The sequence below is a fragment of the Sulfitobacter mediterraneus genome (genome assembly GCF_016801775.1).
Lineage (GTDB): Bacteria > Pseudomonadota > Alphaproteobacteria > Rhodobacterales > Rhodobacteraceae > Sulfitobacter > Sulfitobacter mediterraneus_A.
In genome coordinates, this window is record NZ_CP069004.1 from 2,767,052 (window position 1) to 2,791,110 (window position 24,059).

Sequence of the window (24,059 nt, forward strand, 5' to 3'; positions counted from 1 at the left end):
GCGAAAAACCCCGATCTTACGGCCGTGCGCAAAACAAGTCTGCCGCTTCAAACGCGCTGCGCATCTGGTTTCGGCCCCGATCAAAGCTGAAGGCATCTGCCACGTATCCCCGCCCGTTGGACGACAGCCGTTGCCAAAGCTGGTCATCGCAGGCTAACGCGGCGATTGCCCTGCGCCATTCGTCGGATGTTTCAGCGATGATGCAATCGAGACCGCTGCGCAGACCAATCCCTTCGGCGGCAATCGGCGTCAGAACTGTAGGAATGCCATGCGCGAGAGCAGAGATGACTTTGCCCTTTATGCCCGCGCCGGACAGCAGAGGCGCAATAAAAATGCGATGCCCTTGAAAGGCGTCGCTGGCGTTCTCGATGAACCCGTGCGGGTGGATCAGATCAGACGCCAACGCGCGAATGTCCTCGTTCATACTTGACCCATAGATTGTCAAAAGGGGCGCCGCGCCGTCACATTCCAGCAGTGGCATCACGTCCCTTGCAAACCATTTGATACCTTCCGAGTTTGGGTGGTGCCGAAAGCTTCCCAAAAAAGACAAGCCGTGGCGGCCTTCAAGCTCCGGAACTTGTTCAGGAAGGGCCACCACCCAAGGGCATTTGACGATCTTGGCCTGCCCATCGGTGTAGGCCTCGATGACGGAATGTTCGACGTCGGTATAGGACAGGACCACGTCAACCGCCTTGATGACATCCAGTTCCTCTGTGCGCACCCTGCGGGCGCTTTCCAACTTGTTCAGATCGCCCTCGCGTTGGGCTGTACGCAGCTCCCTGAGAAAGTGCAGATCGGCGTTGTTGAAGAGGATTCGAGCGCCGGGTGCATGGGCCTGGATTGTCGGCAGAACGGCCTGGGCGACATAATATCTGGTCAGATAGAAGGCATCAAAGTCCTGGGCGTGTTTGGTTAGATATTCATCCACGTTCATGAAAAACGGCGCATAGATCACCTCGATCCCCTGACGTTGTAGATCTTCGGTGTAGCTCCCCAGGTGTGCCATGTTGGTCGACATGAATGTGACCTTATAGCCAAGCGATTGCACCAGCTTCATCTCCTGAAGAGCAGCGTAAGAACCGGCGTCCTTATCCGGGCGAGGCGGAGCATAATCGATAAACAGGACCCGCCCAAAAATCCCCCGATCTTTCTCAAGATCTGGTGCGATACCTTCGGTGCCAAATTGCCCGAAGGCACTGGCCCAGCGTCGTTTGAATTTGGGTCGGTTCACTTCTTGAAATTTCTTGAACCCGGTGGAGACATCAGTGCCGGAGGTCATGCCTTCGAAGTGGTATACCTGTGACGAGGGAACGAACCATGTTGCGTATCCTGCCTCCCGAACCTTGAAGGCCAGATCAGTGTCCTCAAAATACATCGGTTCAAGATATTGCGACAGGCCGCCGATCTTGTCCCACAGGTGCCGGGGCATCATCAACGCAGCGCCTGATAGATAATCCGCTTGGCGGGCATAGCTGAAACGCGGCTCGTGGGGGTTTTGTGCCTTGCCGTAATTCCACGGGTTTCCGGACCCCCAGACGATCCCGCCGGCGTCTTGCAAGCTGCCGTCAGGGTTAAGCAGCTTGGATCCGGCAAGACCGACATTGTCAAACCGGTCAAAGGCATCAATCAACGCATCGAGCCATCCCGCCGTGACTTCGACATCGTTGTTGAGCAAGGCGATGTAGTGACCTCTGGCCAGTTGCGCACCAGCGTTGACGGCCCGGACAAACCGCTGCGGCATTTCATTACGGATGACCTGAATTCCCGTGACGATCTTTTCGAGGTTTGCTGTCTCGTCAGTTGAGGCATCATCAACGACAATCACTTCGAACGAGGCGCGATTTGTCGCGATCAAAAGAGAGCACAAGGCAAGGTAGGTCACTTTGACCTTGTTGTGGGCTGGAATGACGATGGAAACGTCAGGCCTGTCCACCTGCGCAAAGGCAAGCGGTTCAAGTTTTACGTTTTCGTGCCCACCTTCCACGGTTTTTATAGCGTGAGCCACCTGTGCAAGGTTGGTGTCTGCCCCGGCCGCGCCGATCAGTTTTTTCAAACCATCATAACGCAGGGCGGTCTGGGCAAAAATCATTGACGGGAAAGGGGCAACCGATTCGTGCTGCATCACCTCGGCAGGGGTGACAATTGCGGGAATCAATTGCTGACTCTTGAACAGGGTGACAGAACCAGAACTGTCAGTGATGCAGACCAGATGCACATGGCCATCAAGAAACTGATCCGGCAACCGTATGACAGTGTCGTTCACCCCAATTTGCAGTGCGCTGATGTAGCGGCCATCAATGCTTAGAATCAGATCCAATTCCTCTTCGGACTGACATATCAACGTGTGCCCGAAATTCTCCCGAACGAAAAATGACGTTGTTTGCATCGGTGTCAGCGGAAAGGATTCTCCGTCAACGTTCACTGAAATCGCCTGCCCGGGCGTGAGGGCGGTTGGCAGGGGTGCACTGACCCAGGTGTTCCCGTTTTCCGTTGCCTCTCCGGAGATTTGGCGGGGTACGGCACTTGGCTCGTTGGGTTTGGCTTCACGATCCGGGGCGATCTGCGTACCCGCGATAAACATGAATGGCTCTGTGCCGGTATCGTCGGGAATATGCTGATGGTACTCAACCGCAAGCGCGACATTGCAGCTTTCGAAATGGTCCGGCAGCGGGATTGAAACGGGCAAATAGCCGTTGGCCGTTGCACCCCCCTTGAAGGCCGGATCAAAGACCACGCGATGGCGTTCCTCCCGCTCGCTGAAGAGGTCGGAGAAGGTGACGACCAGATCAGCTTGAGCCCGGTGGATGGCCAGGTGGGTTTCGAACCGCATACCTTTTCGCAATTTGGCGACGGTCAATTGATCTTCGAACGTGATGCGGCATGGAGCATCGAATTGATGGATCATCAACTGGATGGTTTGGCTGCCATTCATGCTCCAGTCAGAAAGGTAGTTGACCCAGCACGCAAAGATTTCTCCGGCTTTTGTTTCGCTCGGCTCTGATCTGATGCGGGTGGTCATCGCATCAGAAGATAGGTTGAACGGGATCGAGACACCGTGTCCGTTTACCGGTGCCTGCGCGCTAGGCGCAAACAGGCTGCGTGCGCCACCGAGGTGCAGTTCACGTGACGTCGGTCGCGCATTGTCTTCGAGATTGCCGTAAATCACACCATCCATCATCAGCAAGCAATGGAAATCGGGTATTCTCGCAAGCGTCATCAGCAACAGCCCCATCGGTAAAGAACCTTTGGAAAGTACCGCATAACAAGAGTATTGTCGATAATTAATATACTTTGGGTTGTGCTACTGATCCAGCACATCGCGATGATATCGGTTCAAAAGGAACAAGCCGCAGATGCAAGTCAGCGCCGACAATCCCATTGGATAAACGACCGACACATAAGTCGGCAGATAAAACGGGTAGTAGCCGTCACGCATCAATCCGACGATGTGGACCAGCGGATTGAACCAGAGGTAATCGTTGTAGGGCTGCGGAATGCTCTCAAAGTTAAAAAAGATACAAGAAACGATGAACAACGGCCTATTCAAGACTGCCCAGGCCATCTGCCAAATAGGGAAAGCGACGGTTAGAAAACAATTGAGCGTCCCGATTCCCGTGCCAAGCGCGATGGTCAGCAAATAGGCGTGGGATATCTTTGAAAAATCCAGAATGGTTGTCGGCTTGAGAACCAGCCAGATAGAGCCGAGCAAGACAAAATGGACCATCAACTGCGTCAGGACATTCAGTGCCAGTCGCGCAATGAGGGCGTCCAGAAATGTGACCCGTGGATAGGCCAGTAGGGCGCGGCTGAATTGAATGGTTTGCGCAAGTTTTCCAGATAATTCGGTGAACATCATCAACGGTAGGATCCCCGCCGCGTAGTAAAGGGCAAAGCTGGTGCCAAGCGGCGGTGTCCGGAACCCAATGGAAAACACCAGGGTCAAAAGCGCGATGCCAGCGGCAGGTTCAAGAATAGCCCAGACATAGCCCCCCGGTGATCGGCCATAGGTCGTCGAAATCTCACGCAGGATCAACGCACCGATGGCGCGGGGCGTGGCAAACCGTGCCGATTGCGGGCGCAGTGTTTGAGGGTTTTGAGGTGTGATGTGCGGCCTCCTGACTGGTCAAAACAGCAAAGTTATGAAACTATAGGTGGCAAAGATATTCAATAATGCAACCAAAAGAGTTTTCCGATGCCGGATGATACCTCTGATCAAAGGAGGCCTGTTACAAAGGTGCGTTGGCTAAAAACCAAAGCAGGGTCCGAGCCGAAAGAAGCGCCGCTCAAGCTTGGTCCGGCCTTGCCACCCGATGACCCGGAACCGCCGAAAGTGATGAAACCGGAAATTCCGCAATTTCTTGTTGGGCCACCTGCACAACCCGCACGCACGCGTAAACGGCATTGGTTACTGTTGCTGTCTTTCGCTGTTTTGGTGCTTTTACCGTCACTGGTTACCGCGTTTTATCTTTGGCAGCGGGCGGCAGATCAATATGCGTCGGACGTGGCGTTCTCTGTCCGAACCGAGGACAAAAGCTCAGCTATTGAACTGCTTGGCGGGATCACGGAGCTGTCTGGATCAAGCTCGTCTGACACCGACATTCTGTTTGCATATCTATCCAGTCAGGAATTGGTCTCGCGGGTGAATGATCGCGTTGACCTCCGGGCGATCTGGTCACGAGTCCCTCCTGAACAGGATCCTGTTTTTGCCTTTGATCCTGCGGGCACCATTGAGGATCTCCAGGCGCATTGGGATCGTAAAATCTCTGTTGTTTATGACAGCGGCACGGGACTGATTGATCTGGAGGTACGTGCTTTTGATCCTCAAGACGCCCGACGTGTTGCTCAGGCGGTGCTGGATGAATGCGCCGCGATGATCAACAGCCTGTCGGATATCGCGCAGGAAGATTCGATCAGGTACACCCGCGAGGAGCTTCAGAACGCGGTCGAACGCCTCAAAACCGCACGCCGCGCATTGACCCAATTCCGCAACCGGACCCAGATTGTCGATCCGAGTATCGATACACAAAATCAGATGGGTCTGCTCGTTACCCTGCAACAGCAACTCGCCGATGCCTTGATCGAATTTGATTTGTTGCAAGACACGACGCGCGACAATGATCCGCGCATTGCACAGGCCAAACGCCGCATTGATGTAATCAACGGGCGCATCGCATCCGAGCGGCGCAAGCTGGGATTGGGAGTTGAGGGGAATGGCGACGCGGCCTTTGCGACCCTTGTTGGGGAATATGAAGGTCTCATCGTAGATCGGGAATTTGCGGAAACGGCCTATACCGCTGCCTTGGGCGCCCATGATTCCGCGCAGGCCGAGGTACGACGGCAAAGCCGGTACCTGGCCGCGCATGTCAAACCAACATTGGCCGAAAGAGCGGAGTTTCCGGAGCGGGCCAAGTTGTTGGGACTGCAGACCCTCTTTTCATTTTTTGTCTGGTCGATTTTTTGTCTGATCTACTACAGCCTGCGCGACCGGCGGTGATGTGCGATGGTGCGGCTCGAGAATCTTTGCAAGTCTTTTCGAACACGGCATGGCCGTAAGGTAATTGTCGACAACCTGACTGCGATGTTTCCAACCGGGGTTTCGGTCGCGCTTCTGGGCCGGAATGGTGCCGGGAAAAGCACCTTGCTCAGGTTGATTTCCGGCACCATCCGGCCAAGCAGTGGCTTTGTCCAATCTACGGGAACAATCTCTTATCCGGTGGGGTTCGCGGGCTCCTTTCATCCAGATCTCACAGGTGTACAGAACACCCGATTTGTCGCACGGCTTTATGGTGTAGACAGTGATGCATTGGTGGATTTTGTCGAAGACTTTGCGGAACTCGGCGGGCATTTCAGAATGCCCTTCCGCACCTATTCGGCAGGCATGAAATCCCGGCTGTCCTTTGGTGTTTCCATGGGCATACCATTCGACACTTACCTGGTGGACGAAGTGACCTCAGTTGGGGACGGGGCGTTCCGTCACAAAAGTGTGCAGGTGTTTGACAAGCGGCGCGAAACAGCCGGGGCGATTGTGGTCACTCACTCCGCGCCGATGGTTCGACGTCTGTGTAGCATGGCTGCAGTGTTGGAGCAGGGCAAATTGACCTTCTACCGTGATATTGATGCGGCGCTTGAACATCACGAATACAATCTGGCGCGCCCTCAATAGGGGGAATGGACACCCCGCATTCCTCAAGCAGTTGATAAAGCTGATGCTGAAAGATCTTAGGAGAGAAGGATTGTGACCATGCGTGCTGCACCGCCGCACGGCTGATCGGCGTTTGTTCCTGATAATCCGCGAGCAGGGCCAAGATCTGATCGCGATCTGCCTTTAGATCGCGAAACGAAGTCACCATCGCGAAAGGGTGCCTGGCAGCCAGTTCCTTCGCTCCCTCAAAGTCCCTCAGGATCAGCGGCAACCCCATTTCAAACGCTTCAAGTGCGCCGATGGGCAACCCTTCGTAGCGCGAGGTCAACAAGAATGCGTCAGCCGCAGCCAGCAAGGGCCGAACATTCCGAACCGGGCCGCAAAAGGTGATGCGTTTGAACGTCGCTCTGGGCAAGCTTTTCTCAATCTTTCTCTGGAAGCGCGGCGACTGCGTGCCAACCCCTGCAAGGGTGAGCGTAAAACGGTCCGGTAAGGCAGAAAAAACCTCTAAAGCAGTGCCATAGTCCTTTTGATAACAGGCCCGCCCGGTCATCACGATATTGCCACCCGCCGTGCGTTTAAAAGGTGGCAATTGCCCCAGATCAGAGCAGTTTGCCAACACGTGAAGGCGGTGTCGCGTCGCAATAGAATCCCCCAAATGCAAAATCGTCGATGCCCGCATCCGGTTGCTTAGGAAAACCAGATCCAAAGGCGGCGAAAAGCGCAAGACACAGCGCTCTGCCAGCGAAGAGCACCAGCGCAGAATCGCGCGGTGACCCCGATCAAAGGGCAAGCCGTGAAAAGTAAACAAAACCGGATGGGCGGGCCGCCAAACCCTGAGCACCAGTGCGATCCGGCACAGCAGAACAGCCAGCCGCGCATGCACCCAAACCAGCGTTGCCGGTTGTTCCCGCAAGAGCCTCAGCAGGTCACGGCAGGCCCGAAAATGGCGCAGTGGGGACAGTCCAGAGGCCAATCCGGGAATGGCGTGATGTGCTGCGCCTAGCGCCCGCGCCTCGGTATAACCGCCCTGATCCGGCTCGCTGACAATTGTGATGCGGGCCCGGCCTTTCATGGCTTTCACGATATGCAGAATATGTTCAGGTACGCCGGACCGATACCCACAGCCGCCAACCAGAACCACATGAGGGCATTTCTCAGATTTGGCCAAGGCTGGCGGCCCCCCAAAACCCAAGTGTCCCGACCGGAGTTTGCCGATAGGGCCGGACTTCGTTCAACAGCAACAACCGCTGCTGCAACGCAGCTGTGCGGGCCAGTTCGAAACGGCGCAGATCATGGCGCGCCTCCTCTGTCAAAAGCGATCTTATCTGCCCGAGCACGGCAAGGTTTTGCTGGATGCGCATGGCGAAATTGCCCTTGAGAACACCCCTCTTGCGCTTGATCTGCGCGGACATGCCATGACCCGCCCCGATCGCATTTGCGCTGTGCTGTCGATAGAGAATGCAGGGCGGTCCGCTATCATAAACCACTTTGCCGCCGGCCCCTGTGATCAATTGGTAGAGCCACCAGTCATGCGCAAAAACCGGTTGTGTTATCATGCGTGAGGCCTGCCGCGCCAACCGCGTGGCGGCGGGGTTCAACATGACCGTGTTGCCCGCTGCGACATTCTCAATCAAGGCATTCCGAAACTCAAAATCCCGATTGGGACGAGATGATTTGATGCGGCGATCCGTCTTGGGATACCAAAGCCAGCGCTGTCCGCAGTACAACGTTGGTGTTTCCTCAAACCCAGAAAGTGCGGCAACAGCCCGCCCCAGTTTTTCCCTGCTCCAGACATCGTCTTGATCAGCAAAGGCGGTGTATCCCGCCTTTTCAGGCAGATTACGGATCAGACGCATATAGTTGTCGCCAAAGCCTGTCCTTGGCCCGTGACCGCAATGAATCCGTGTAGGGAACCGGTCAGAAAAGCCGCGGATAATCTGGCTGCTAAGATCCGTTGATCCATCATCGCTGAACCGCAAGACCCAGTCCTCGTGATCTTGCTCTGAAATACTATCGAGCTGTGGCTGCAGCCACTTTGCCCCGTTCAGAACGCCCATCAGAATGGTTACGGTATTGGTCATGTCGGGACTGATAGCAGGCACAAAAGAACCATTGGTTAAAGAAGACACCTGAGATTCATAGATCGTTAAGGGTAAGCAAAGTATTAACATTTCAAAGGTTTATTCGGAGCGACTTTGGAATGGTGCCAAGAACTTGGCAAATGTTAATCAGGCGTTTCTCCACAACCGCTCGTCAGGACGGCTTTTCTTGCGCGTTGGGCAAGGCCTGGCGATATGTGTTCCGCCGACTGCGCGGTCAAGGGCCAAGCACGGTTGCTCCCAGCTCCGATCACCGCGTTGATCCATCAGCATTATACCTTGGCCCGGTCTGGCAGGAACTGGCACAGCACAATGGCTTTCACATCAGTGCGACACCGGCCGTTCTTCAACGCCGCAGACAGATTGCATTGATCGGCGATCTGAACCTGCCGCAATGTCGCAAATACCGTGTGGAACAGCTGGCGACGTTCTGGCAGGCGCTTGGGGTCGAGTTTACATATGCCCACTATGAGGACATTCCCCGCGCCACCTCGATCCTGCAACAGGCGACGCATCTGTTTGAATACCGTCTGAAAACCACCGACGTAACCCAGATGCTGCGCTATGAGGCGCGGCGTCTGCGACTGCCGGTGTTGTATGATCTGGACGATCCGCTTTTTTCGGTGTCGGCCTATGGCACTTACGGAAATATGGCTGCGGTTGATCCGTCTCTAAAGACCCATTTTCTCAATGAAGCGCCAAAATACCTGAGCATGATGAACGGCGCTGATGTTCTGTCGGTTTCGACACCCGGTATGATCGCCCATACAGGGCTTTATTCTCCAAGACCTACCTACTTGCGGCGCAATTTTGCGGATTGCCAAACTCTGACCAACGGGGCCAGGGCAATGCAGACCGACCGGCCAGATGATGGGTGTTTTCGTGTGGCATTCGCAAGCGGGTCACTAGGGCACGAAATGGATCTTGCGGAGATCCTGCAAGGCTTGTCGGCATTCGTTCAGGCGGATCCAAAGCGGCGGCTGATGCTGATGGGGCACGTCGATTCCAAGATACTGCCAAATGGGTTGGACAAGCAGATTGAGCGGTTCAAATTCACGGATTATGGCGCTTATTTGAACGCGCTTGCGTGTGCGGATTGTGCGGTGATGCCATTGAGTGATGATGTTTTCAACGGATGCAAATCTGCAGTGCGGGTTCTGGATGCTGCGGCTGTGGCGGTGCCTTCGATCGTGGGCAGCATTGGTGATCTCGCCGCCGTTGTGCGCCACGGTGAAACGGGGCTGGTCGTTGGGGCTGATCTGCGTTGGACCGAGGCTTTGGAGGTATTAGCACAAGACCTCACCTATACGAGAAAACTGGGCCGCACTGCCCGCAAGGACATCGAAACCTATTGGAGCGGAAAAGCAGAGCCACACATCATCTCGCCGGAGCTTGTTCGTTGGGTGGAAGGTTGAAAATGCGCCATATCCTGGTCGCCAATGTTTTTTTTGCCCCGCATTCCTACGGCGGCGCAACGATTGTTGCTCAAGAAGTGGCGCATGCCTTGATCCGGCGGGGTGGATTTCAAGTCACGGCTGTATCGCTCTGCTGCCGGGCCGGGATCGCCGATTATGCTGTGCTGAAAACAGAAGTCGACGGTATCGTTAACTATCAAATCAATGTGCCGGAGGGGCGAAGCTATGGTGCGGCCTACGACAATCCGGGCATCACGGCCCGGGTTGCGGAATTGATCCATACACTGGACCCTGATCTGGTTCATGCACATTGCCTTCAGGATCTTGGAACAGGTGTGATAACCGCCGCGCGGGATCAAGATGTGCCCGTGATCCTGAGCGTGCATGATTTTTGGTGGATCTGTGAGCGTCAGTTCATGATCCAAATGGATCAAACCTATTGTGGTCAGCATCCCGTCAAAATCACGCAGTGCAAGGGATGTGTTGAAAACTATTGGGCGGCGAGAACCCGGTTTGAACATCTGCAAACCATGGGCGGTCTGGTGGAGATCGTGACCTATCCCAGCCAATTTGCAAAAGGGCTGTGCGAAAATTCCGGATTTGCGACCGGTCGGGGCGTGGTTTGGGAAAACGGGATACGACTGCCGGACCAGAGTTTTGCGAAAAAGCAGAGCGCCCGCAGACGCCAAGATCGCCGACTTGTCTTTGGGTTCGTAGGGGGCCCCTCCCAGATCAAGGGATGGCCATTGATCAAGGATGCCTTTGCCGGCCTGTCAGAAACGGATTTCCGGGTGATTGTGGTTGACGGAAGCATGGATGGCTCTTGGTGGCAGGGGCATGATTTTTCGGGCTTGCCGGGGGAATGGGAAGTTCACCCAAGATTTACACAAGACGAAATGGATGGGTTTTATTCCAAGATCGACGTCCTGTTGTTTATCTCGCAATGGAAGGAAACCTTCGGCCTGGTCATCCGCGAAGCGCTTGCGCGGGGTGTGCGTGTGATCCAGACAGACAGCGGTGGCAGCACAGAACACGGCTATATTGCGCAGGAAGATTTGATACCAATCGGACCGGATCCTGCGCCGCTGCGCCGTCAGATCACCGATGCGATTGCCGCGCATCCCGCCCATATGGCGCCCTGTGCCGTCACCGATTTCGATACACAAGCCGCAGCGCTGGAGGGTCTGATTGAGGAGGCTCTCAGCAAGGCGGGCAACCACTAGAACACGATATCATCTTCGCTGAGGTCTTGCAGGTCGGTCTTGATCAACCGGATGGATGAGTTTGGCGACGTGTCGATCACGACATCCCAACCTGATTGCCGCGCAACGTTCATCACATCAGCAAAGCTGTTCAGTGTGGTCACGCCGGACAGATCCAACACCTCTTGATCGTTTTGTGTTTCAAAATCGGCCACACGGTCGTGGCCATGGCCATCGGCAAAGACAAAATGATCGGCGTTAAAATTGCCAAAGAGCAGATCGTCTCCTGCACCACCTTCGAGGGTGTCAAAACCGGCGCCACCTTGCAGCGTATCCACGCCAGCCCCGCCCAGTAAAAGATCGTCGCCCGTGCCGCCAAAAAATCGGTCATTGTCTGCGCCGCCATCAAGGGTGTCATTGCCTGCGTCTCCAAACAATGCGTCCCCCATCTGTCCCCCGGACAACAGATCATCCCCGTCGCCGCCAAACAGGCGATCAAACCCCTGGTCTCCGATCAAGGTATCATTGCCCGCCTCGCCATAAAGATTATCGGCTTGATGACCACCATCCAGCAAGTCGTCACCATCTCCGCCATTGAGATAGTCAAACCCTGCATTTCCAAACAAAGTATCGTTGCCGGCCTCGCCCCAAATACCATCGACCGAGGTGCCGAAGTTGCTGCCCGCGCTGAGCCAATCATCGCCATCGCCGCCATACACGCGGTCTGGTGCTGCGCCGGCCCAAACGCGATCTGCTCCGGCGCCTCCATTGATCTGGTCAAATCCATCACCGCCCAAGATCACGTCTTGTCCGTCACCACCGTTGAGGGAGTCTGCATGACCGTCACCGCAGATCGTATCGTCGCCATCGCCGCCATTGATCGTGTCAAAACCGCCTGCACCAATCAGCAGATCATGATCGCCACCCCCGTGTATTTCGTCATTTCCCGCATCTCCCGTGACGCTGTCATTGCCTGCGCCTGCCTGAATGGTGTCATTGCCGCCCCCACCCAAGAGCCGATCGTCAGAGCCAAACCGATACATTGCTTCGCCGCGTTCGGTTCCGATCTGATCTGCGCCGCCACGGTCCAACTCAAATTCGGGCGCTGCCTGCCAGTCGGAAGTGTTTGAGGGTTGCGGTTCGGGTGCCGGATCTGAGGCAGGCGCCGGGTCTGTACGTGGCGGGGTTGTCGCCCCCGGATAGTGGCCAGGGTCGGTTTCGATGCGATCCCCGGTGATCAGATTGCCAAAATCAAAGTCGTCTGCGTCAAGGGCAACACCGGTTGCGCTGTGAATTTCGGTGACGTCGTCACCGATCCGTAAGTCGGCGCCATAGGACCGCGACGAGATGCTCGTGGCGCCGATGCCATTCATCTGGCTGAATGCGGAGATGTCGATGCGGTCGGTGCCCGATTGAAAATCAAGGATCCGGTCCCGCGTGTCATCTGCCGTCAAAATGAACGTATCGCTTCCGCCGCCACCGCGCATGTCATCGGCGCCTGCACCGTCCCAGATCAAATCATTGCCGTCGCCGCCATGGATCTGATCTGCGCTTGCACTGCCGCTAAGGATGTCGTCCGCGCGTGATCCGTTCAGGAGCCCACCGCTGTTGCTGGCTGCTATGCTGATCCCAAGGTCTTGCAAGTCAACGGAGAATTCCGACAAGAATGGTGCAGCTTCGGTCGAGGCCCAGATGCGAATGCCATCGGATGTGGCCAGTGCCTCAAGCGCGGTAATGCCGTTCAGTGGCGCATCGGCAGTGGCTTCCATGCTTTGCAGATGTTGGAGCCGCCCGCCCGGCAGCATCGCGAACAGGCTGACCCCGGCATCTGATCCTGCGGCCAGCACGAAATCCTGTGCACCGATGGTTATACTTGTCACGTGAGACACATTTGCAAAACGGGTTTCGCTGCTGTCCAGCACCTGATCAACGGGCGTCATGCCGTCCGGGGATATGGCCATGACCGAAAGAGAGTGACTGCCGGACGCGGCGCTCACCAGATAGAGCCCGCCGTCCGCTGCAGTGGTCACTGCCAATGCACTGGGCCGGTCCACCCACAAGCCATCCTGAGTGTCGATGTTTGAGATATGATCGAAGGATCCGTCTGGCGCTTTTTTGAACATGCTTACGCTGTCCTCGGCACCATAGCTGGCAAAAGCGTAGGTTTGGCCATTGTGGCTGCTGATCAAGACATCAGATGCGCGGGCCGTATTCAACGCGGAAGAGACATCAATCTCTTTTGTTACAAACTGCCCGCCCGCGCCAAAGGAAACCTGAACAATACCCCCGCCGCGAAGGGCGGCGAGCCCGGATTGGCCCGTGTCCTCTACCACCAATTCGCTAAAGTATCGGGCGCTGATGTCCTGCGATGCCATGGTCGTGGAAGCGGCAAACGGGCTGCCGGCCCGGCCCGCATCCAGTGTCACACCCTGCAAATCCGTGCTGTCTAATCCGGCCATAAACAGCTGATCTGGGCCTTTCAGCACCAGATCGGTGGTTTCGAGTTGTAAGTATTGCGGGGCGATCCGCCAATGCCCTTCCAGCGTTGTTTGTCCCGCACCATCGCCGATGTCGAACGCGCTGAGCCACCCGTCTCCTCGGGTTGAGGTGTACAATGTGCCGCCGTCGGAACCCGGCACAACCAGCAGGTCGTTAATCCCGACCAGCGCATTTTCTTCTGCGCCGCTCAGAGTGCCTTGCACCGAAAAAACCGCTCTGACCATGAACCACCTCGCATGCTTTGCTGGTTTGGATGGCAGACAAAACCGAATTCTGCGGGGCCGTGATTGTGGCAATCTTTTGGTTTTTCCAGCGAAGTTTAAAGGCCTGCTGTTGCCTCAAATTGGCGCCAACAGACCGACGCCGCAGAAATTGTTTACAGGACTGCAACAGGGTTCGCTGCATTCACGTTTTGACAACCCAGAAGGAGCGTCCATGTCAGAGCAATCTCCGATTTTGTCCCTGCCCTATATCCAACCGGCGCAGGCGCAAAAACACGTCACCCACAATGAGGCGCTGCGCATTCTGGATGCGGTGACGCAGCTTGCCGTGCTTGATGCGGGTTTAACGGCACCGCCCGCCGGCCCTGCACAGGGAGACCGGTATCTTGTTGGTGCCTCCGCGACGGGGGCATGGGCGGGACAGGACCATGCGATCGCGGTTTGGTCCGATGCGGCATGGGTCTTTTTTACCCCGCGAACAGGGTGGCGCGCAGATTTGGCCACCACTGGAACGCAATTGCGCTTTGATGGGGCGCTCTGGGTTGATGCCATTCCAGCGCTGGATTTTCAGAACCTCCCGATGGTCGGGGTCGGGACGACGGCCAATGCAACCAATCGTCTGTCAGTCGCGGCGGATGCGACATTGCTCACCCATGATGGTGGCGGCCATCAGTTGAAACTCAACAAAGACTCTGCGGCAGATACCGCCAGTCTGCTGTTTCAAACCGGGTTCTCGGGACGTGCGGAAATGGGGACCGCAGGCAATGACGATTTCTCGATCAAGGTCAGCCCGGACGGCAGCACGTTTCACACAGGGTTGAGCATTGAAAGCTCATCTGGCGCCGTGCAGATCAACAGCGGCCAGCAGTTTTTCGAGGATGTGTTCATTCTGGACGATACAGCGTGGTCTTTTGATATCCCCTGGTCAAACCCATCGCGGATCCTGATGTGGCTGAGCATCAATATCGCTGCACGGTTTTACCTGTTTGCAGTGACGGGCACCTTGGTGAACGCGACCAACTTTGGGGAAATGTTCGCCAATCCGGCAGGCAGCATCAACTATCTGACAGGGCCGTTGACCGGAACAACCGGCCCGGATGGAGAGATCAGCCTGTCCATCGATACCACCGGTGCCGTGCCAAAAATGTTTATCGAAAACCGGGTCGGCAGCAACCGGCTCTTCACCCTTGCGACAATGGGAAAGTAATATGGCAAAGCGACCAAAACAGAAAAAGATCGTCTCCGAGATCGCGTACCGTGAAACTGTCTTGCCGGGGGTCGGACGGATCAGGGTGCCCGCGCATCTGAGCGATGAAGATATTCTCAAAGAGATTCTTGAAAGCGACAGCCAAGAATAGAAACACCGCGTTTCTCAATCGTTCCGTGACTTTCGGTCGGGTGCTTGCTACGCCCATGATGACCAAAAGTGACGGAGCGATTGCGTGGATTTTGTGACCCAGACCAAACTTTCCGGCGTGCTGTTGCTAAGCCCACCGAGGTTTGGCGATGAGCGTGGATTTTTTAGCGAAAGCTGGAACCGCCGCAAGATGGCAGACCATGGGATTGATCTGGATTTTGTGCAGGACAATCACTCGCTATCCTCTGCGGTGAACACAGTGCGCGGGCTACATTTTCAATCGCCGCCACATGCACAGGCAAAGCTTGTTCGTTGCGGACGCGGGGCATTGTTTGACGTTGCGGTTGACGTGCGCCAAGGCAGCGCGACCTATGGGCAATGGGTTGGTTATGATCTGACCGCTGAAAACGGGTTGCAGCTTTTGATCCCCGCAGGGTTTTTGCATGGATTTGCGACAAGGGCACCTGACACCGAAATTATCTATAAATGCAGCGATTATTACGCGCCCGAATGTGACGGTGCGGTGCGCTTTGATGACCCTGATATCGCGATTGACTGGGGGCTGAGCGGCGACGCGATCCTGTCAGAAAAAGACAGCAAGGCGCAGGGTTTTTCAGACTTTGACAGTCCCTTCACCTTTGAGGGCGCAACATGAAGATACTGGTCACAGGCGGTGCAGGGTTTATCGGGTCGGCAGTGGTGCGGTTGGCGATCTCGCGCGGGCATGAGGTGATCAATCTTGATGCGCTGACCTATGCGGGCTGTTTGGAAAACCTCGCGCCTGTGTCTGATAACCCGCTCTATTCCTTCGAACATGTAGATATCCGTGACAGGGCTGCGCTGGATCGGGTGTTTGCCGCGCATAAGCCGCAGTGCGTGATGCATTTGGCAGCAGAATCCCATGTGGATCGATCCATTGATGGGCCGGGTGATTTTATCGAGACCAACATCACCGGCACCTACAACATGCTTGAAGCGGCACGCAGCTATTGGGCGGGCTCCGGCAAGGCCGAAGATTTCCGGTTTCACCACATTTCCACTGATGAAGTGTTCGGAAGCCTCGGCGCGACAGGCATGTTCACCGAAGACACCCCTTATGATCCGCGCTCGCCTTACTCGGCCTCGAAGGCCTCAAGCGACCATCTGGTGCGGGCCTGGCATGAGACATATGGCTTGCCCGTTGTCTTGACCAATTGTTCCAACAATTACGGCCCCTACCATTTCCCTGAAAAACTGGTGCCTGTGGTGATCCTGAACGCCTTGGCGGGCAAAGACATTCCGGTCTACGGCAGGGGCGAGAACGTGCGCGATTGGCTGTTTGTCGAAGACCACGCAGATGCGCTTTTGCTGGTGATGGAAAAAGGCGCGTTGGGCCGCAGCTACAACATCGGCGGGGAGAACGAGGCCCGCAACATTGATCTGGTGCGCTCTATCTGCACGATCCTTGATGAAAAGCGGCCCAAGACGGGCAGCTATGCCGATCAGATCACATTTGTGGAAGACCGCGCGGGGCATGATCTGCGTTACGCCATTGATCCGGCGCGCATTCGTGATGAATTAGGTTGGCGGCCCTCTGTGACACTGACCGAAGGGCTGGAAAAGACTGTGCAGTGGTATCTGGACAACGAAGACTGGTGGCGGGCTTTGCAAGGCCGTGATGGTGTGGGCGTCCGTCTGGGCAATAAGGGTTAGCGGGAGATGGCGATCCTTGTGTTTGGCAAATCCGGGCAAGTAGCGCGTGAGCTGGCGAAACTGCCAGAAACTCTCTGCCTTGGCCGGGATGCGGCGGATTTGACCGATCCGATGGCTTGCGCCGAAGCGATCCGGTTTCACCAGCCCGCCGCAGTGATCAACGCCGCCGCATATACTGCGGTGGATGCAGCCGAGTCAGACGAGGCACAAGCAACCTTGGTCAACGCCACGGCACCCGGCGCAATGGCCCGCGCCTGTGCCGATTTGGGCATCCCTTTGGTGCACATTTCAACTGATTATGTGTTTGCAGGGGATGGCGAGACACCGTGGCGGCCCGATGATGCAACCGCGCCTTTGGGCGCTTATGGGCGCAGCAAACTGGCCGGAGAAACAGCCGTGCGCGATGCGGGCTGTACTCACGCCATTCTGCGCACCTCATGGGTGGTTTCGGCCCATGGGGCAAACTTCGTCAAGACAATGCTGCGCCTCGGGGCAGAGCGGGACAGCCTCAATGTGGTGGCCGATCAGATCGGTGGCCCGACCGCAGCGGCGGATATTGCGGCCGCCTGTCACCGGATTGCCCTGCAATTGATAGATGCCCCAGACAAGACCGGCACCTATCATTTCGCCGGAGCGCCCGATTGCAGTTGGGCAGATCTTGCCCGCGCCATTTTTGATGAGGCCGGATTGAATTGCACAGTGCACGACATTCCATCATCCGGCTACCCGACACCCGCCAAACGCCCTCTCAACTCGCGATTGGACTGCAGCACGACAAACAAGACCTTCGGCATTGAACGCCCGCAGTGGCACGCGAGCCTCACCCAAATACTCAAAGATCTCGGAGCATCCAAATGACACAACGCAAAGGCATTATTCTGGCGGGTGGATCTGGCACACGGCTTTATCCGATCACCATCGGGATTTCGAAACAGCTTTTGCCGATCTATGACAAACCGATGATTTATTACCCGATTTCGGTTCTGATGCTGGCAGGTATCCGCGAAATCGCGATGATCACCACACCACAGGATCAAGCCCAGTTTCAGCGCAGCCTTGGCGATGGCAGCCAATGGGGCATTTCCCTGTCCTATATCGTGCAGCCATCTCCAGATGGTCTGGCGCAGGCCTATATCCTGGCGGAGGATTTTCTGGATGGAGCCCCCTCTGCCATGGTGCTTGGGGACAACATCTTTTTTGGGCATGGGTTGCCCGAATTGCTGGCGGACGCCGATGCACAGGATAGTGGTGGCACGGTTTTTGGTTATCACGTTGCGGATCCGGAACGCTATGGCGTGGTTGGGTTTGATGCAGACGGCACCGCCCGCCAGATCATTGAGAAACCGGATGTACCCCCGTCAAATTATGCTGTGACCGGCCTCTATTTCCTGGATGCGGATGCGCCGCGATTGGCGCGAGAGGTCACACCTTCTGCGCGTGGCGAACTTGAGATCACCACCTTGCTGGAAATGTATCTCAAGAAGGGCCAACTGCGGGTCAACCGCATGGGACGCGGCTATGCCTGGCTTGATACGGGCACACATGCCAGCCTGCTTGATGCGGGGAACTTTGTGCGGACCCTGACACAGCGACAGGGGCTCCAAACCGGTAGCCTCGAAGAGATCGCACATGACCAGGGCTGGATCAGCGATGATGAACTGGCCAAACGCGCAGAAATGTTCGAGAAAAACGAATATGGTGCCTATCTCAAAAATCTGACCGATTAAGATCAAGTCTCCCCAAACAATATGCTTTGGCACCAGTGGAAGCGCGTCCAATGCACCCGAATTTCGGAGGTGTGTTACCCTTTGGCACCCTGCCCACGGGCATAGACATCCTCATATCGGATGATGTCATCTTCGCCCAGATAATCACCTGTCTGCACCTCGATCAGCTCCATCGGAATGTCGCCGGGATTCTCCATGCGGTGGATCGCACCCAATGGAATGTAAACTGATTCATTGGCGTTGATCATTTTGACTTCCAGGTTGTCCATATCCGGGCCAACCGTCACCTTGGCAGTGCCGACAACGACGATCCAATGCTCAGACCGGTGTTTGTGGCTCTGCAGGCTCAGCGCTGCGCCGGGGGTCACAACAATCCGTTTGACCTGAAACCCCTCACCAACGATCAGCGATTCAAAGAACCCCCATGGGCGGTGATCCTTGGGGAAGGTATCAGCTTGCGGTATGTTGGCGCTGCGCATTTGCTTGACCACGGTGCCCAGATCAGCGACGCAATTCCGGTCTGCCACCAAAACGGCATCAGGCATTGCAACGGCAACGATGTTTTCAAGGCCAAGCCCCACCAGTTGCTGTGCATCGTTTTCCGACCGCAGCAGCGTATTGGCACAATCTACTGCCAGTGCAGCACCCTGCGTTGCGACGCCATTTTCATCCGATTTGGCATGCAGATGCACCGCGCCCCAGCCGCCGAGATCGGACCAGTCGCCCTCATGTGCCACAACGGACAGGTTGCTGACCTTCTCCATGATCGCAAAATCGACGGAAATGTCCTCACACTTGGCCCATGCATCAGGGTCAAGGCGCAGAAAACCAAGGTCTGGTTTGGCTGCTTCAACAGATGCCGTGACATGCGCCATCATCTCCGGTGCATGGGCGGCGAAGGCATCAATCAGGGTTTGTGCGGTGTACATGAAAATGCCCGCGTTCCACAGGTAGCCACCATCGGCCACCATTCGTTTTGCTTCGGCCAGTTCCGGTTTCTCGACAAACCGTTTGAGCGGCAAAGCCCCATTTTGCCCGACTTCGCCCAACTCAAGATAACCATAGCCGGTTTCAGGGCGGTCAGGCGCAATGCCAAAGGTCACGATCTGACCCGCACTTGCGGCGTCCAAGCCACGTTTGATGCTATCGCGAAATGCATCGGCCTGCGTGATGTAGTGATCTGAGGGAGCAGCCAGCATCAGACCTTGCGGATTGTCCTGGGCCAGAACCAGCGCCGCGGCCAACAGGGCCGGGGCGGTATTGCGGGCCTCCGGTTCGATCAGAACGGCACCGGGGTCAATTCCCGCATCGCCCAGCTGCTGCGTCGCGATAAACCGGAAATCGGAGTTGGTCACGATCAGCGGCGCGTTGAATCCAGCCCCGGACAGGCGTGCACTGGATTGTTGAAACAGGCTTCCGTCGCCGATCAGATTGATAAACTGCTTTGGAAAACTTTTGCGTGAAACGGGCCAAAGCCGGGTGCCTGATCCCCCACAAAGAATAACAGGGGTGATGTTGTTCGCTGCCATCGGTTGTCCTTTTTGCCTGCCGTCTTGCCTGGGTTGCAAGGCAACCGGATAAATCAATTGCCTGTTAGGCTAGCAGTTTACCAAGTTTCAAGCGACATTAGCAAAGACAAGCAGAGCCTTGCCGGTTTTTTTGGGCACGGCCATGTTTGTGAAAGAGACCAGCGAAGGCCCGGTTTGGGTGCAAAACCATAAAGGACAGGACATGGGAGCAGACCCCACCGTGGATATCAGCGAGATCACGGCAGATCGTATTCGCCAGCGGACAGAACAACTGCGGGCACATATTGCCCACACTCCGGCGATTGAACTTTCATCTCGCTTGATCGGTCATTTGATGGGCGGCGGCCATGTCGCGCTCAAGCTTGAGTGTTTTCAACACACCGGAACCTTCAAGGCGCGGGGTGCGCTTTCCAATGCTCTGGCAATCCCAGAATCAGACAAAGTGGCGGGGATCACAGCGGCCAGTGCGGGCAACCATGCCATTGCCGCGGCATGGGCGGCACGCGTGACGGGCCTATCTGCGAAAGTGGTGATGCAAGACAACGCAAACCCCTTCCGGATCGCCCGGGCCGAGGCCGAAGGCGCCGAAGTGATACTGCGTGCGCCCGGAGCGCCCACATTCGCAGAAGCAGAACGCCTTTCTGCAGAAGAGGGCCGTACCTTTATTCACCCGTTCGAAGGGGTGAATACCGCGCTTGGCACGGCCGGGGTCGGCTATGAACTCATCACGGACATGCCCGATCTGGACGCAGTCGTCGTATCTGTGGGCGGTGGGGGTTTGATCAGCGGCATCGCGGCGGCGGTCAAGTTGCACAAGCCCGATTGCATGGTTTTTGGCGTGGAGCCGTCCGGCGCCGACAGCATGTCGCGGTCCTTGGCAGCGGGCCGGCCTGTGACCTTGAACAAGGTTGATACCATCGCGGACAGCCTTGGCCCGCCCATGGCATTGCCCCTGGGCCACGCCCTCTGTGCGGCCTATGTGGATGATATGGTGCGCGTCACCGATGATCAGATCTGCGCGGGTATGGTCGCACTGCAACAAGAGGCGAAACTGGCCGTGGAGCCCGCAGCCGGGGCCGCGATGGCAGGGCTGCTTGGGCCATTGCGCAAAAGATTGCAGGCAAAGCGGGTTGGTGTGGTGGTGTGCGGTGCCAATATTGATGCAGCGACCTATCAGGCACAGTTGTTGCGCGGAATGGACCACTACGGCGCATTGATGAAAATCTGAGAGCGTCAACAGTTGCCTCTTGACCTTCTAGTGACTGGAACCCTTATGTCTGGGCTGTCAGTCAAGGAGCAGGGCCATGTCGCAGGCGCCAAAAATCTCGATCTCGGTGATGAATATGTCCTGCGGGGGCTGTGTCGGCCGCGCGGCGCGCGCGCTTGAATCCGTAGAAGGGATTGATGCGGTCACCGTCAATTTGGCAGACGAAACTGCCCATTTTTCGGCCCGTGATGACCGGGTCAAAGCAGACGCGATCGCGGCTTTGGGTGCCGCCGGATATCCGGCTGCTGACCAGACCGTTACCTTGGCGATCACTGGCATGTCCTGTGCCTCTTGCGTTGGACGGTTGGACCGCGCGTTGAAAGCTGTTCCGGGTGTGGTCGAGGCGCAGGTCAATCTGGCCGACGAAACAGCATTGGTGCGCTATGTCCCTGGCATTGTCAGCACAGCCGAACTGATCACTGCGTCCCAAAAGGCAGGCTATCCCGGAACAATCCTTGAACAGGGCCAGATGCCAGACCGCGCCGCAACCAAGGCCGAAGAGGCGCAGACCCATAAACGTGCAATGATCCTTGCGATGTGCCTCGCGCTTCCGGTTTTCATTCTGGAAATGGGCGGGCATATGGTGCCAGCTTTGCACCACCTCATCGGTCGGACCATCGGGCACCAGACCAGCTGGGTCATTCAGTTTATCCTCACGTCGCTGGTTCTGGTTGGTCCGGGGCGGGCGTTCTTTTTGAAGGGCGGGCGGGCCTTGTTGCGCCGGGCGCCCAACATGGACAGCCTCGTCGCGCTGGGCGCTGGCGCGGCTTGGAGCTATTCGACCGTGGCGCTGTTTCTGCCCGCTTTGCTGCCGCAGGACAGCCGAGTTGTATATTTCGAAGCGGCGGCGGTGATTGTGGCGCTGATTCTTCTTGGCCGCTGGTTTGAGGCGCGCGCCAAGGGCCAGACCGGCAGTGCGATCCAAAAGCTGGTTGGTTTGCAACCGCGCACCGCCATGGTCAAATCTGGCGCGGACTGGGTTGAAACAGCCATCGAGGATCTGCGCCCCGGTGACATTTTCCGCACCCGCCCCGGAGAGCGGATCGCCATCGACGCAAAAGTGAAATCCGGCACTGGCAGTGTGGATGAAAGCATGATCACCGGTGAACCGATGCCAGTGGTCAAATCGCCCGGTGATCCGCTGACAGGTGGCACCATCAATGGCAACGGTAGCCTGACGTGCGAGGTGACGCGTACCGGACAAGACACAACCCTGTCGCAGATCATCCGGATGGTTCAGCAGGCCCAGAATGCCCGCCTGCCGATCCAGGCGCTTGTGGATCGGGTGACGCTGTGGTTTGTCCCTGCTGTTCTTCTGATTGCTTTGCTGACGGTGTTGGTCTGGCTCGTCTTTGGGCCCGCACCGGTGGTGTCACATGCCCTGGTTGCAGGGGTTTCGGTGTTGATTATTGCCTGTCCCTGCGCGATGGGGCTCGCCACACCCACCTCGATCATGGTCGGCACAGGGCGGGCGGCACAGCTTGGCGTGTTGTTTCGGCAAGGGGATGCCCTGCAATCGCTCAGTGGGGTGGACGTGGTTGCCTTCGACAAGACCGGTACACTGACCGAAGGGCGGCCCAGCCTGACCGCCTTGGACATCGCAGCGGGGTTTGATCGCGCTGCCGTGTTGTCCCAAATCGCGGCGGTGGAGGCTTTGTCAGAACATCCGGTCGCCCGTGCGGTTGTATCAGCGGCGCAAGCCGAAGGCGTGCCGGTCCCCGTGACCGAAGACTTCGCCGCATTGTCCGGTCAGGGCGTCACGGCGCGGGTTGCTGGTGATCTGATCCGTATCGGCAACGCGGCGATGATGGCCGATGCCGGGATAGATATATCCGAACTCCAAGGCGAGGCGGCAGCCTTGGCCGAGGATGGCAAGACGGTCTTTTTCGCCGCGCAAGAGAGCCGCGCGATGGCGCTGATTGCGGTGTCCGATCCGATCAAGGCCGAAAGCCGTGATGCGATTGCGGCCCTCAAGGCTCGCGGGATCGAGGTTGCCATGATTACTGGGGATGGCGAACAGACAGGACAAGCCGTCGCGCGGGCGCTGGGCATCGACAAGGTGATCGCCGAGGTACTGCCAGAGGGCAAAATCACTGCGCTGGACGGTCTTGGCGGCCCGGACCGGCAGGTGGCTTTTGTCGGTGATGGGATCAATGATGCGCCGGTCCTGGCCCATGCGGATGTGGGAATCGCCATCGGAACCGGCACCGATGTGGCCATTGAAACGGCGGATGTTGTGTTGATGTCCGGCACGCTTGACGGAGTGGTTGCCGCATTTGACATCTCACGTCTGACCCTGCGCAATATCCGGCAAAATCTGGTTTGGGCTTTTGGCTATAACATCTTGTTGATTCCGGTTGCCGCGGGTCTGCTATACCCTGCGTTCGGAATGCTTTTGTCGCCGGCGATGGCGGCAGGGGCGATGGCGTTTTCATCGGTCTTTGTGCTGACAAATGCACTGCGGCTCAGACGTGCAGGAGGGGTCACATGAACATCAAAGAGGTTGGGGCCGCCACGGGTCTGCCTGTAAAAACCATCCGCTATTACGAAGATATCGGATTGGTCAGCCCCAAACGGCAAAGCAACGGATACCGTGTGTTCAGTGACACGGACCAGCACAAGCTTGCGTTTCTGGCCCGCGCCAGATCGCTGGGTTTTCCGGTGGAAAGCTGTCGCAGTCTGCTTGCCCTCTACGACGACAAGGGCCGCGCCAGCGCAGATGTGAAACAGATCGCCAAAGAACACCTCAAAGAGATCGATCGCAAACTGGCCGAGCTGTCAGCGATGCGTGACACCCTTGGGCATCTGGTAGAAGCCTGCGCGGGGGATCATCGCCCCGATTGCCCCATTCTACAGGATCTGGCCGCCCCAACCTGAGCCGCCCGGCATTGAGGTTTTATGCGACC

18 protein-coding genes and 1 pseudogene are annotated in these 24,059 nt (G+C 56.8%); 13 read left to right on the plus strand and 6 right to left on the minus strand.

Annotated features, from left to right (window positions below; genetic code table 11):
- Window positions 1-16 precede the first annotated feature (16 nt).
- The gene (locus JNX03_RS13710) at window positions 17-3,217 is read right to left on the minus strand and encodes a glycosyltransferase (RefSeq protein ID WP_203209581.1); all 3,201 of its coding nucleotides are present in this window, start codon (window positions 3,215-3,217) and stop codon (window positions 17-19) included.
- An 84-nt stretch (window positions 3,218-3,301) separates the two neighbouring features.
- A complete protein-coding gene (locus JNX03_RS13715; protein ID WP_231024185.1) occupies window positions 3,302-4,033 on the minus strand; it encodes an ABC transporter permease in 732 nt (243 codons plus the stop codon).
- Window positions 4,034-4,234: 201 nt separating this feature from the next.
- Here JNX03_RS13715 and JNX03_RS13720 point away from each other — a divergent pair, with 201 nt between their 5' ends.
- Together JNX03_RS13720 and JNX03_RS20615 are read left to right on the plus strand one after the other, a co-directional pair.
- On the plus strand, window positions 4,235-5,494 hold the full coding sequence (locus JNX03_RS13720; RefSeq protein WP_231024184.1) for a capsule biosynthesis protein: 1,260 nt from the start codon (window positions 4,235-4,237) through the stop codon (window positions 5,492-5,494).
- 6 nt (window positions 5,495-5,500) lie between these two features.
- The gene (locus JNX03_RS20615; protein WP_231024183.1) at window positions 5,501-6,163 is read left to right on the plus strand and encodes an ABC transporter ATP-binding protein; all 663 of its coding nucleotides are present in this window, start codon (window positions 5,501-5,503) and stop codon (window positions 6,161-6,163) included.
- 106 nt (window positions 6,164-6,269) lie between these two features.
- On the opposite strand, the pseudogene JNX03_RS13725 reads toward JNX03_RS20615, so the two are convergent.
- Window positions 6,270-7,286 (minus strand): annotated as a pseudogene (locus JNX03_RS13725) (glycosyltransferase); the annotation flags it as partial.
- A gap of 13 nt (window positions 7,287-7,299) precedes the next feature.
- Window positions 7,300-8,226 (minus strand): glycosyltransferase, encoded by a 927-nt coding sequence (locus JNX03_RS13730; RefSeq protein ID WP_203209583.1) that lies wholly within the window; start codon window positions 8,224-8,226, stop codon window positions 7,300-7,302.
- A gap of 140 nt (window positions 8,227-8,366) precedes the next feature.
- Between JNX03_RS13730 and JNX03_RS13735 the strand changes: the two genes are divergently transcribed.
- Together JNX03_RS13735 and JNX03_RS13740 are read left to right on the plus strand one after the other, a co-directional pair.
- Complete coding sequence (locus JNX03_RS13735) at window positions 8,367-9,659, plus strand: glycosyltransferase (RefSeq protein WP_203240741.1); 1,293 nt, start codon at window positions 8,367-8,369, stop codon at window positions 9,657-9,659.
- A gap of 2 nt (window positions 9,660-9,661) precedes the next feature.
- Window positions 9,662-10,882 (plus strand): glycosyltransferase family 4 protein, encoded by a 1,221-nt coding sequence (locus tag JNX03_RS13740; protein WP_203209585.1) that lies wholly within the window; start codon window positions 9,662-9,664, stop codon window positions 10,880-10,882.
- Here the strand turns inward: JNX03_RS13740 and JNX03_RS13745 are convergent.
- Complete coding sequence (locus JNX03_RS13745; RefSeq protein WP_203209586.1) at window positions 10,879-13,584, minus strand: calcium-binding protein; 2,706 nt, start codon at window positions 13,582-13,584, stop codon at window positions 10,879-10,881. The two genes, JNX03_RS13740 and JNX03_RS13745, sit on opposite strands and share 4 nt — an antisense overlap.
- A 211-nt stretch (window positions 13,585-13,795) precedes the next feature.
- Here JNX03_RS13745 and JNX03_RS13750 point away from each other — a divergent pair, with 211 nt between their 5' ends.
- The 6 genes from JNX03_RS13750 (at window position 13,796) to rfbA (ending at window position 18,357) form a co-directional block, all read left to right on the plus strand.
- On the plus strand, window positions 13,796-14,788 hold the full coding sequence (locus JNX03_RS13750) for a DUF2793 domain-containing protein (protein ID WP_203209587.1): 993 nt from the start codon (window positions 13,796-13,798) through the stop codon (window positions 14,786-14,788).
- A gap of 1 nt (window position 14,789) precedes the next feature.
- Window positions 14,790-14,939 carry a hypothetical protein gene (locus JNX03_RS13755; RefSeq protein ID WP_203209588.1) on the plus strand — a complete coding sequence of 50 codons (150 nt, stop codon included), beginning with the start codon at window positions 14,790-14,792 and terminating at the stop codon, window positions 14,937-14,939.
- A gap of 84 nt (window positions 14,940-15,023) precedes the next feature.
- Complete coding sequence (rfbC, locus tag JNX03_RS13760) at window positions 15,024-15,593, plus strand: dTDP-4-dehydrorhamnose 3,5-epimerase (protein ID WP_203209589.1); 570 nt, start codon at window positions 15,024-15,026, stop codon at window positions 15,591-15,593.
- Entirely contained in the window at window positions 15,590-16,630 is a 1,041-nt protein-coding gene (gene rfbB / locus JNX03_RS13765; RefSeq protein WP_203209590.1) for a dTDP-glucose 4,6-dehydratase, read from the plus strand. Before rfbC ends, rfbB begins: the two co-directional genes overlap by 4 nt.
- 6 nt (window positions 16,631-16,636) lie before the next feature.
- Complete coding sequence (gene rfbD, locus JNX03_RS13770; protein WP_203209591.1) at window positions 16,637-17,488, plus strand: dTDP-4-dehydrorhamnose reductase; 852 nt, start codon at window positions 16,637-16,639, stop codon at window positions 17,486-17,488.
- Window positions 17,485-18,357: a glucose-1-phosphate thymidylyltransferase RfbA gene (gene rfbA, locus JNX03_RS13775; RefSeq protein ID WP_203209592.1), complete on the plus strand. Its 873-nt coding sequence runs from the start codon at window positions 17,485-17,487 to the stop codon at window positions 18,355-18,357. The genes rfbD and rfbA overlap by 4 nt, the downstream gene beginning before the upstream one ends.
- Window positions 18,358-18,431: 74 nt before the next feature.
- Here rfbA and JNX03_RS13780 read toward each other — a convergent pair whose 3' ends face one another.
- Entirely contained in the window at window positions 18,432-19,886 is a 1,455-nt protein-coding gene (locus tag JNX03_RS13780) for a mannose-1-phosphate guanylyltransferase/mannose-6-phosphate isomerase (protein WP_203209593.1), read from the minus strand.
- Window positions 19,887-20,088: 202 nt separating this feature from the next.
- Here JNX03_RS13780 and JNX03_RS13785 point away from each other — a divergent pair, with 202 nt between their 5' ends.
- The 3 genes from JNX03_RS13785 to cueR all read left to right on the plus strand — a co-directional run bounded on the left by JNX03_RS13785 (window position 20,089) and on the right by cueR (window position 24,030).
- Window positions 20,089-21,114 (plus strand): pyridoxal-phosphate dependent enzyme, encoded by a 1,026-nt coding sequence (locus tag JNX03_RS13785; RefSeq protein WP_203209594.1) that lies wholly within the window; start codon window positions 20,089-20,091, stop codon window positions 21,112-21,114.
- Between the two features lie 76 nt (window positions 21,115-21,190).
- The gene (locus JNX03_RS13790) at window positions 21,191-23,644 is read left to right on the plus strand and encodes a heavy metal translocating P-type ATPase (RefSeq protein WP_203209595.1); all 2,454 of its coding nucleotides are present in this window, start codon (window positions 21,191-21,193) and stop codon (window positions 23,642-23,644) included.
- Window positions 23,641-24,030: a Cu(I)-responsive transcriptional regulator gene (gene cueR / locus JNX03_RS13795; RefSeq protein ID WP_203209596.1), complete on the plus strand. Its 390-nt coding sequence runs from the start codon at window positions 23,641-23,643 to the stop codon at window positions 24,028-24,030. Before JNX03_RS13790 ends, cueR begins: the two co-directional genes overlap by 4 nt.
- The last annotated feature ends 29 nt before the right edge of the window (window positions 24,031-24,059 follow it).

Excerpts from the sequence above, each read along its gene's own strand:
- JNX03_RS13710 (WP_203209581.1), bottom strand. The coding sequence starts at position 3,217 with ATGACGCTTGCGAGAATACCCGATTTCCATTGCTTGCTGATGATGGAT.
- JNX03_RS20615 (WP_231024183.1), top strand. The coding sequence starts at position 5,501 with ATGGTGCGGCTCGAGAATCTTTGCAAGTCTTTTCGAACACGGCATGGC.
- JNX03_RS13730 (WP_203209583.1), bottom strand. The coding sequence starts at position 8,226 with ATGACCAATACCGTAACCATTCTGATGGGCGTTCTGAACGGGGCAAAG.
- JNX03_RS13735 (WP_203240741.1), top strand. The coding sequence starts at position 8,367 with ATGTTAATCAGGCGTTTCTCCACAACCGCTCGTCAGGACGGCTTTTCT.
- JNX03_RS13740 (WP_203209585.1), top strand. The coding sequence starts at position 9,662 with ATGCGCCATATCCTGGTCGCCAATGTTTTTTTTGCCCCGCATTCCTAC.
- JNX03_RS13745 (WP_203209586.1), bottom strand. The coding sequence starts at position 13,584 with ATGGTCAGAGCGGTTTTTTCGGTGCAAGGCACTCTGAGCGGCGCAGAA.
- JNX03_RS13750 (WP_203209587.1), top strand. The coding sequence starts at position 13,796 with ATGTCAGAGCAATCTCCGATTTTGTCCCTGCCCTATATCCAACCGGCG.
- JNX03_RS13755 (WP_203209588.1), top strand. The coding sequence starts at position 14,790 with ATGGCAAAGCGACCAAAACAGAAAAAGATCGTCTCCGAGATCGCGTAC.
- rfbB (WP_203209590.1), top strand. The coding sequence starts at position 15,590 with ATGAAGATACTGGTCACAGGCGGTGCAGGGTTTATCGGGTCGGCAGTG.
- rfbD (WP_203209591.1), top strand. The coding sequence starts at position 16,637 with ATGGCGATCCTTGTGTTTGGCAAATCCGGGCAAGTAGCGCGTGAGCTG.
- rfbA (WP_203209592.1), top strand. The coding sequence starts at position 17,485 with ATGACACAACGCAAAGGCATTATTCTGGCGGGTGGATCTGGCACACGG.
- JNX03_RS13780 (WP_203209593.1), bottom strand. The coding sequence starts at position 19,886 with ATGGCAGCGAACAACATCACCCCTGTTATTCTTTGTGGGGGATCAGGC.
- JNX03_RS13785 (WP_203209594.1), top strand. The coding sequence starts at position 20,089 with ATGGGAGCAGACCCCACCGTGGATATCAGCGAGATCACGGCAGATCGT.
- JNX03_RS13790 (WP_203209595.1), top strand. The coding sequence starts at position 21,191 with ATGTCGCAGGCGCCAAAAATCTCGATCTCGGTGATGAATATGTCCTGC.
- cueR (WP_203209596.1), top strand. The coding sequence starts at position 23,641 with ATGAACATCAAAGAGGTTGGGGCCGCCACGGGTCTGCCTGTAAAAACC.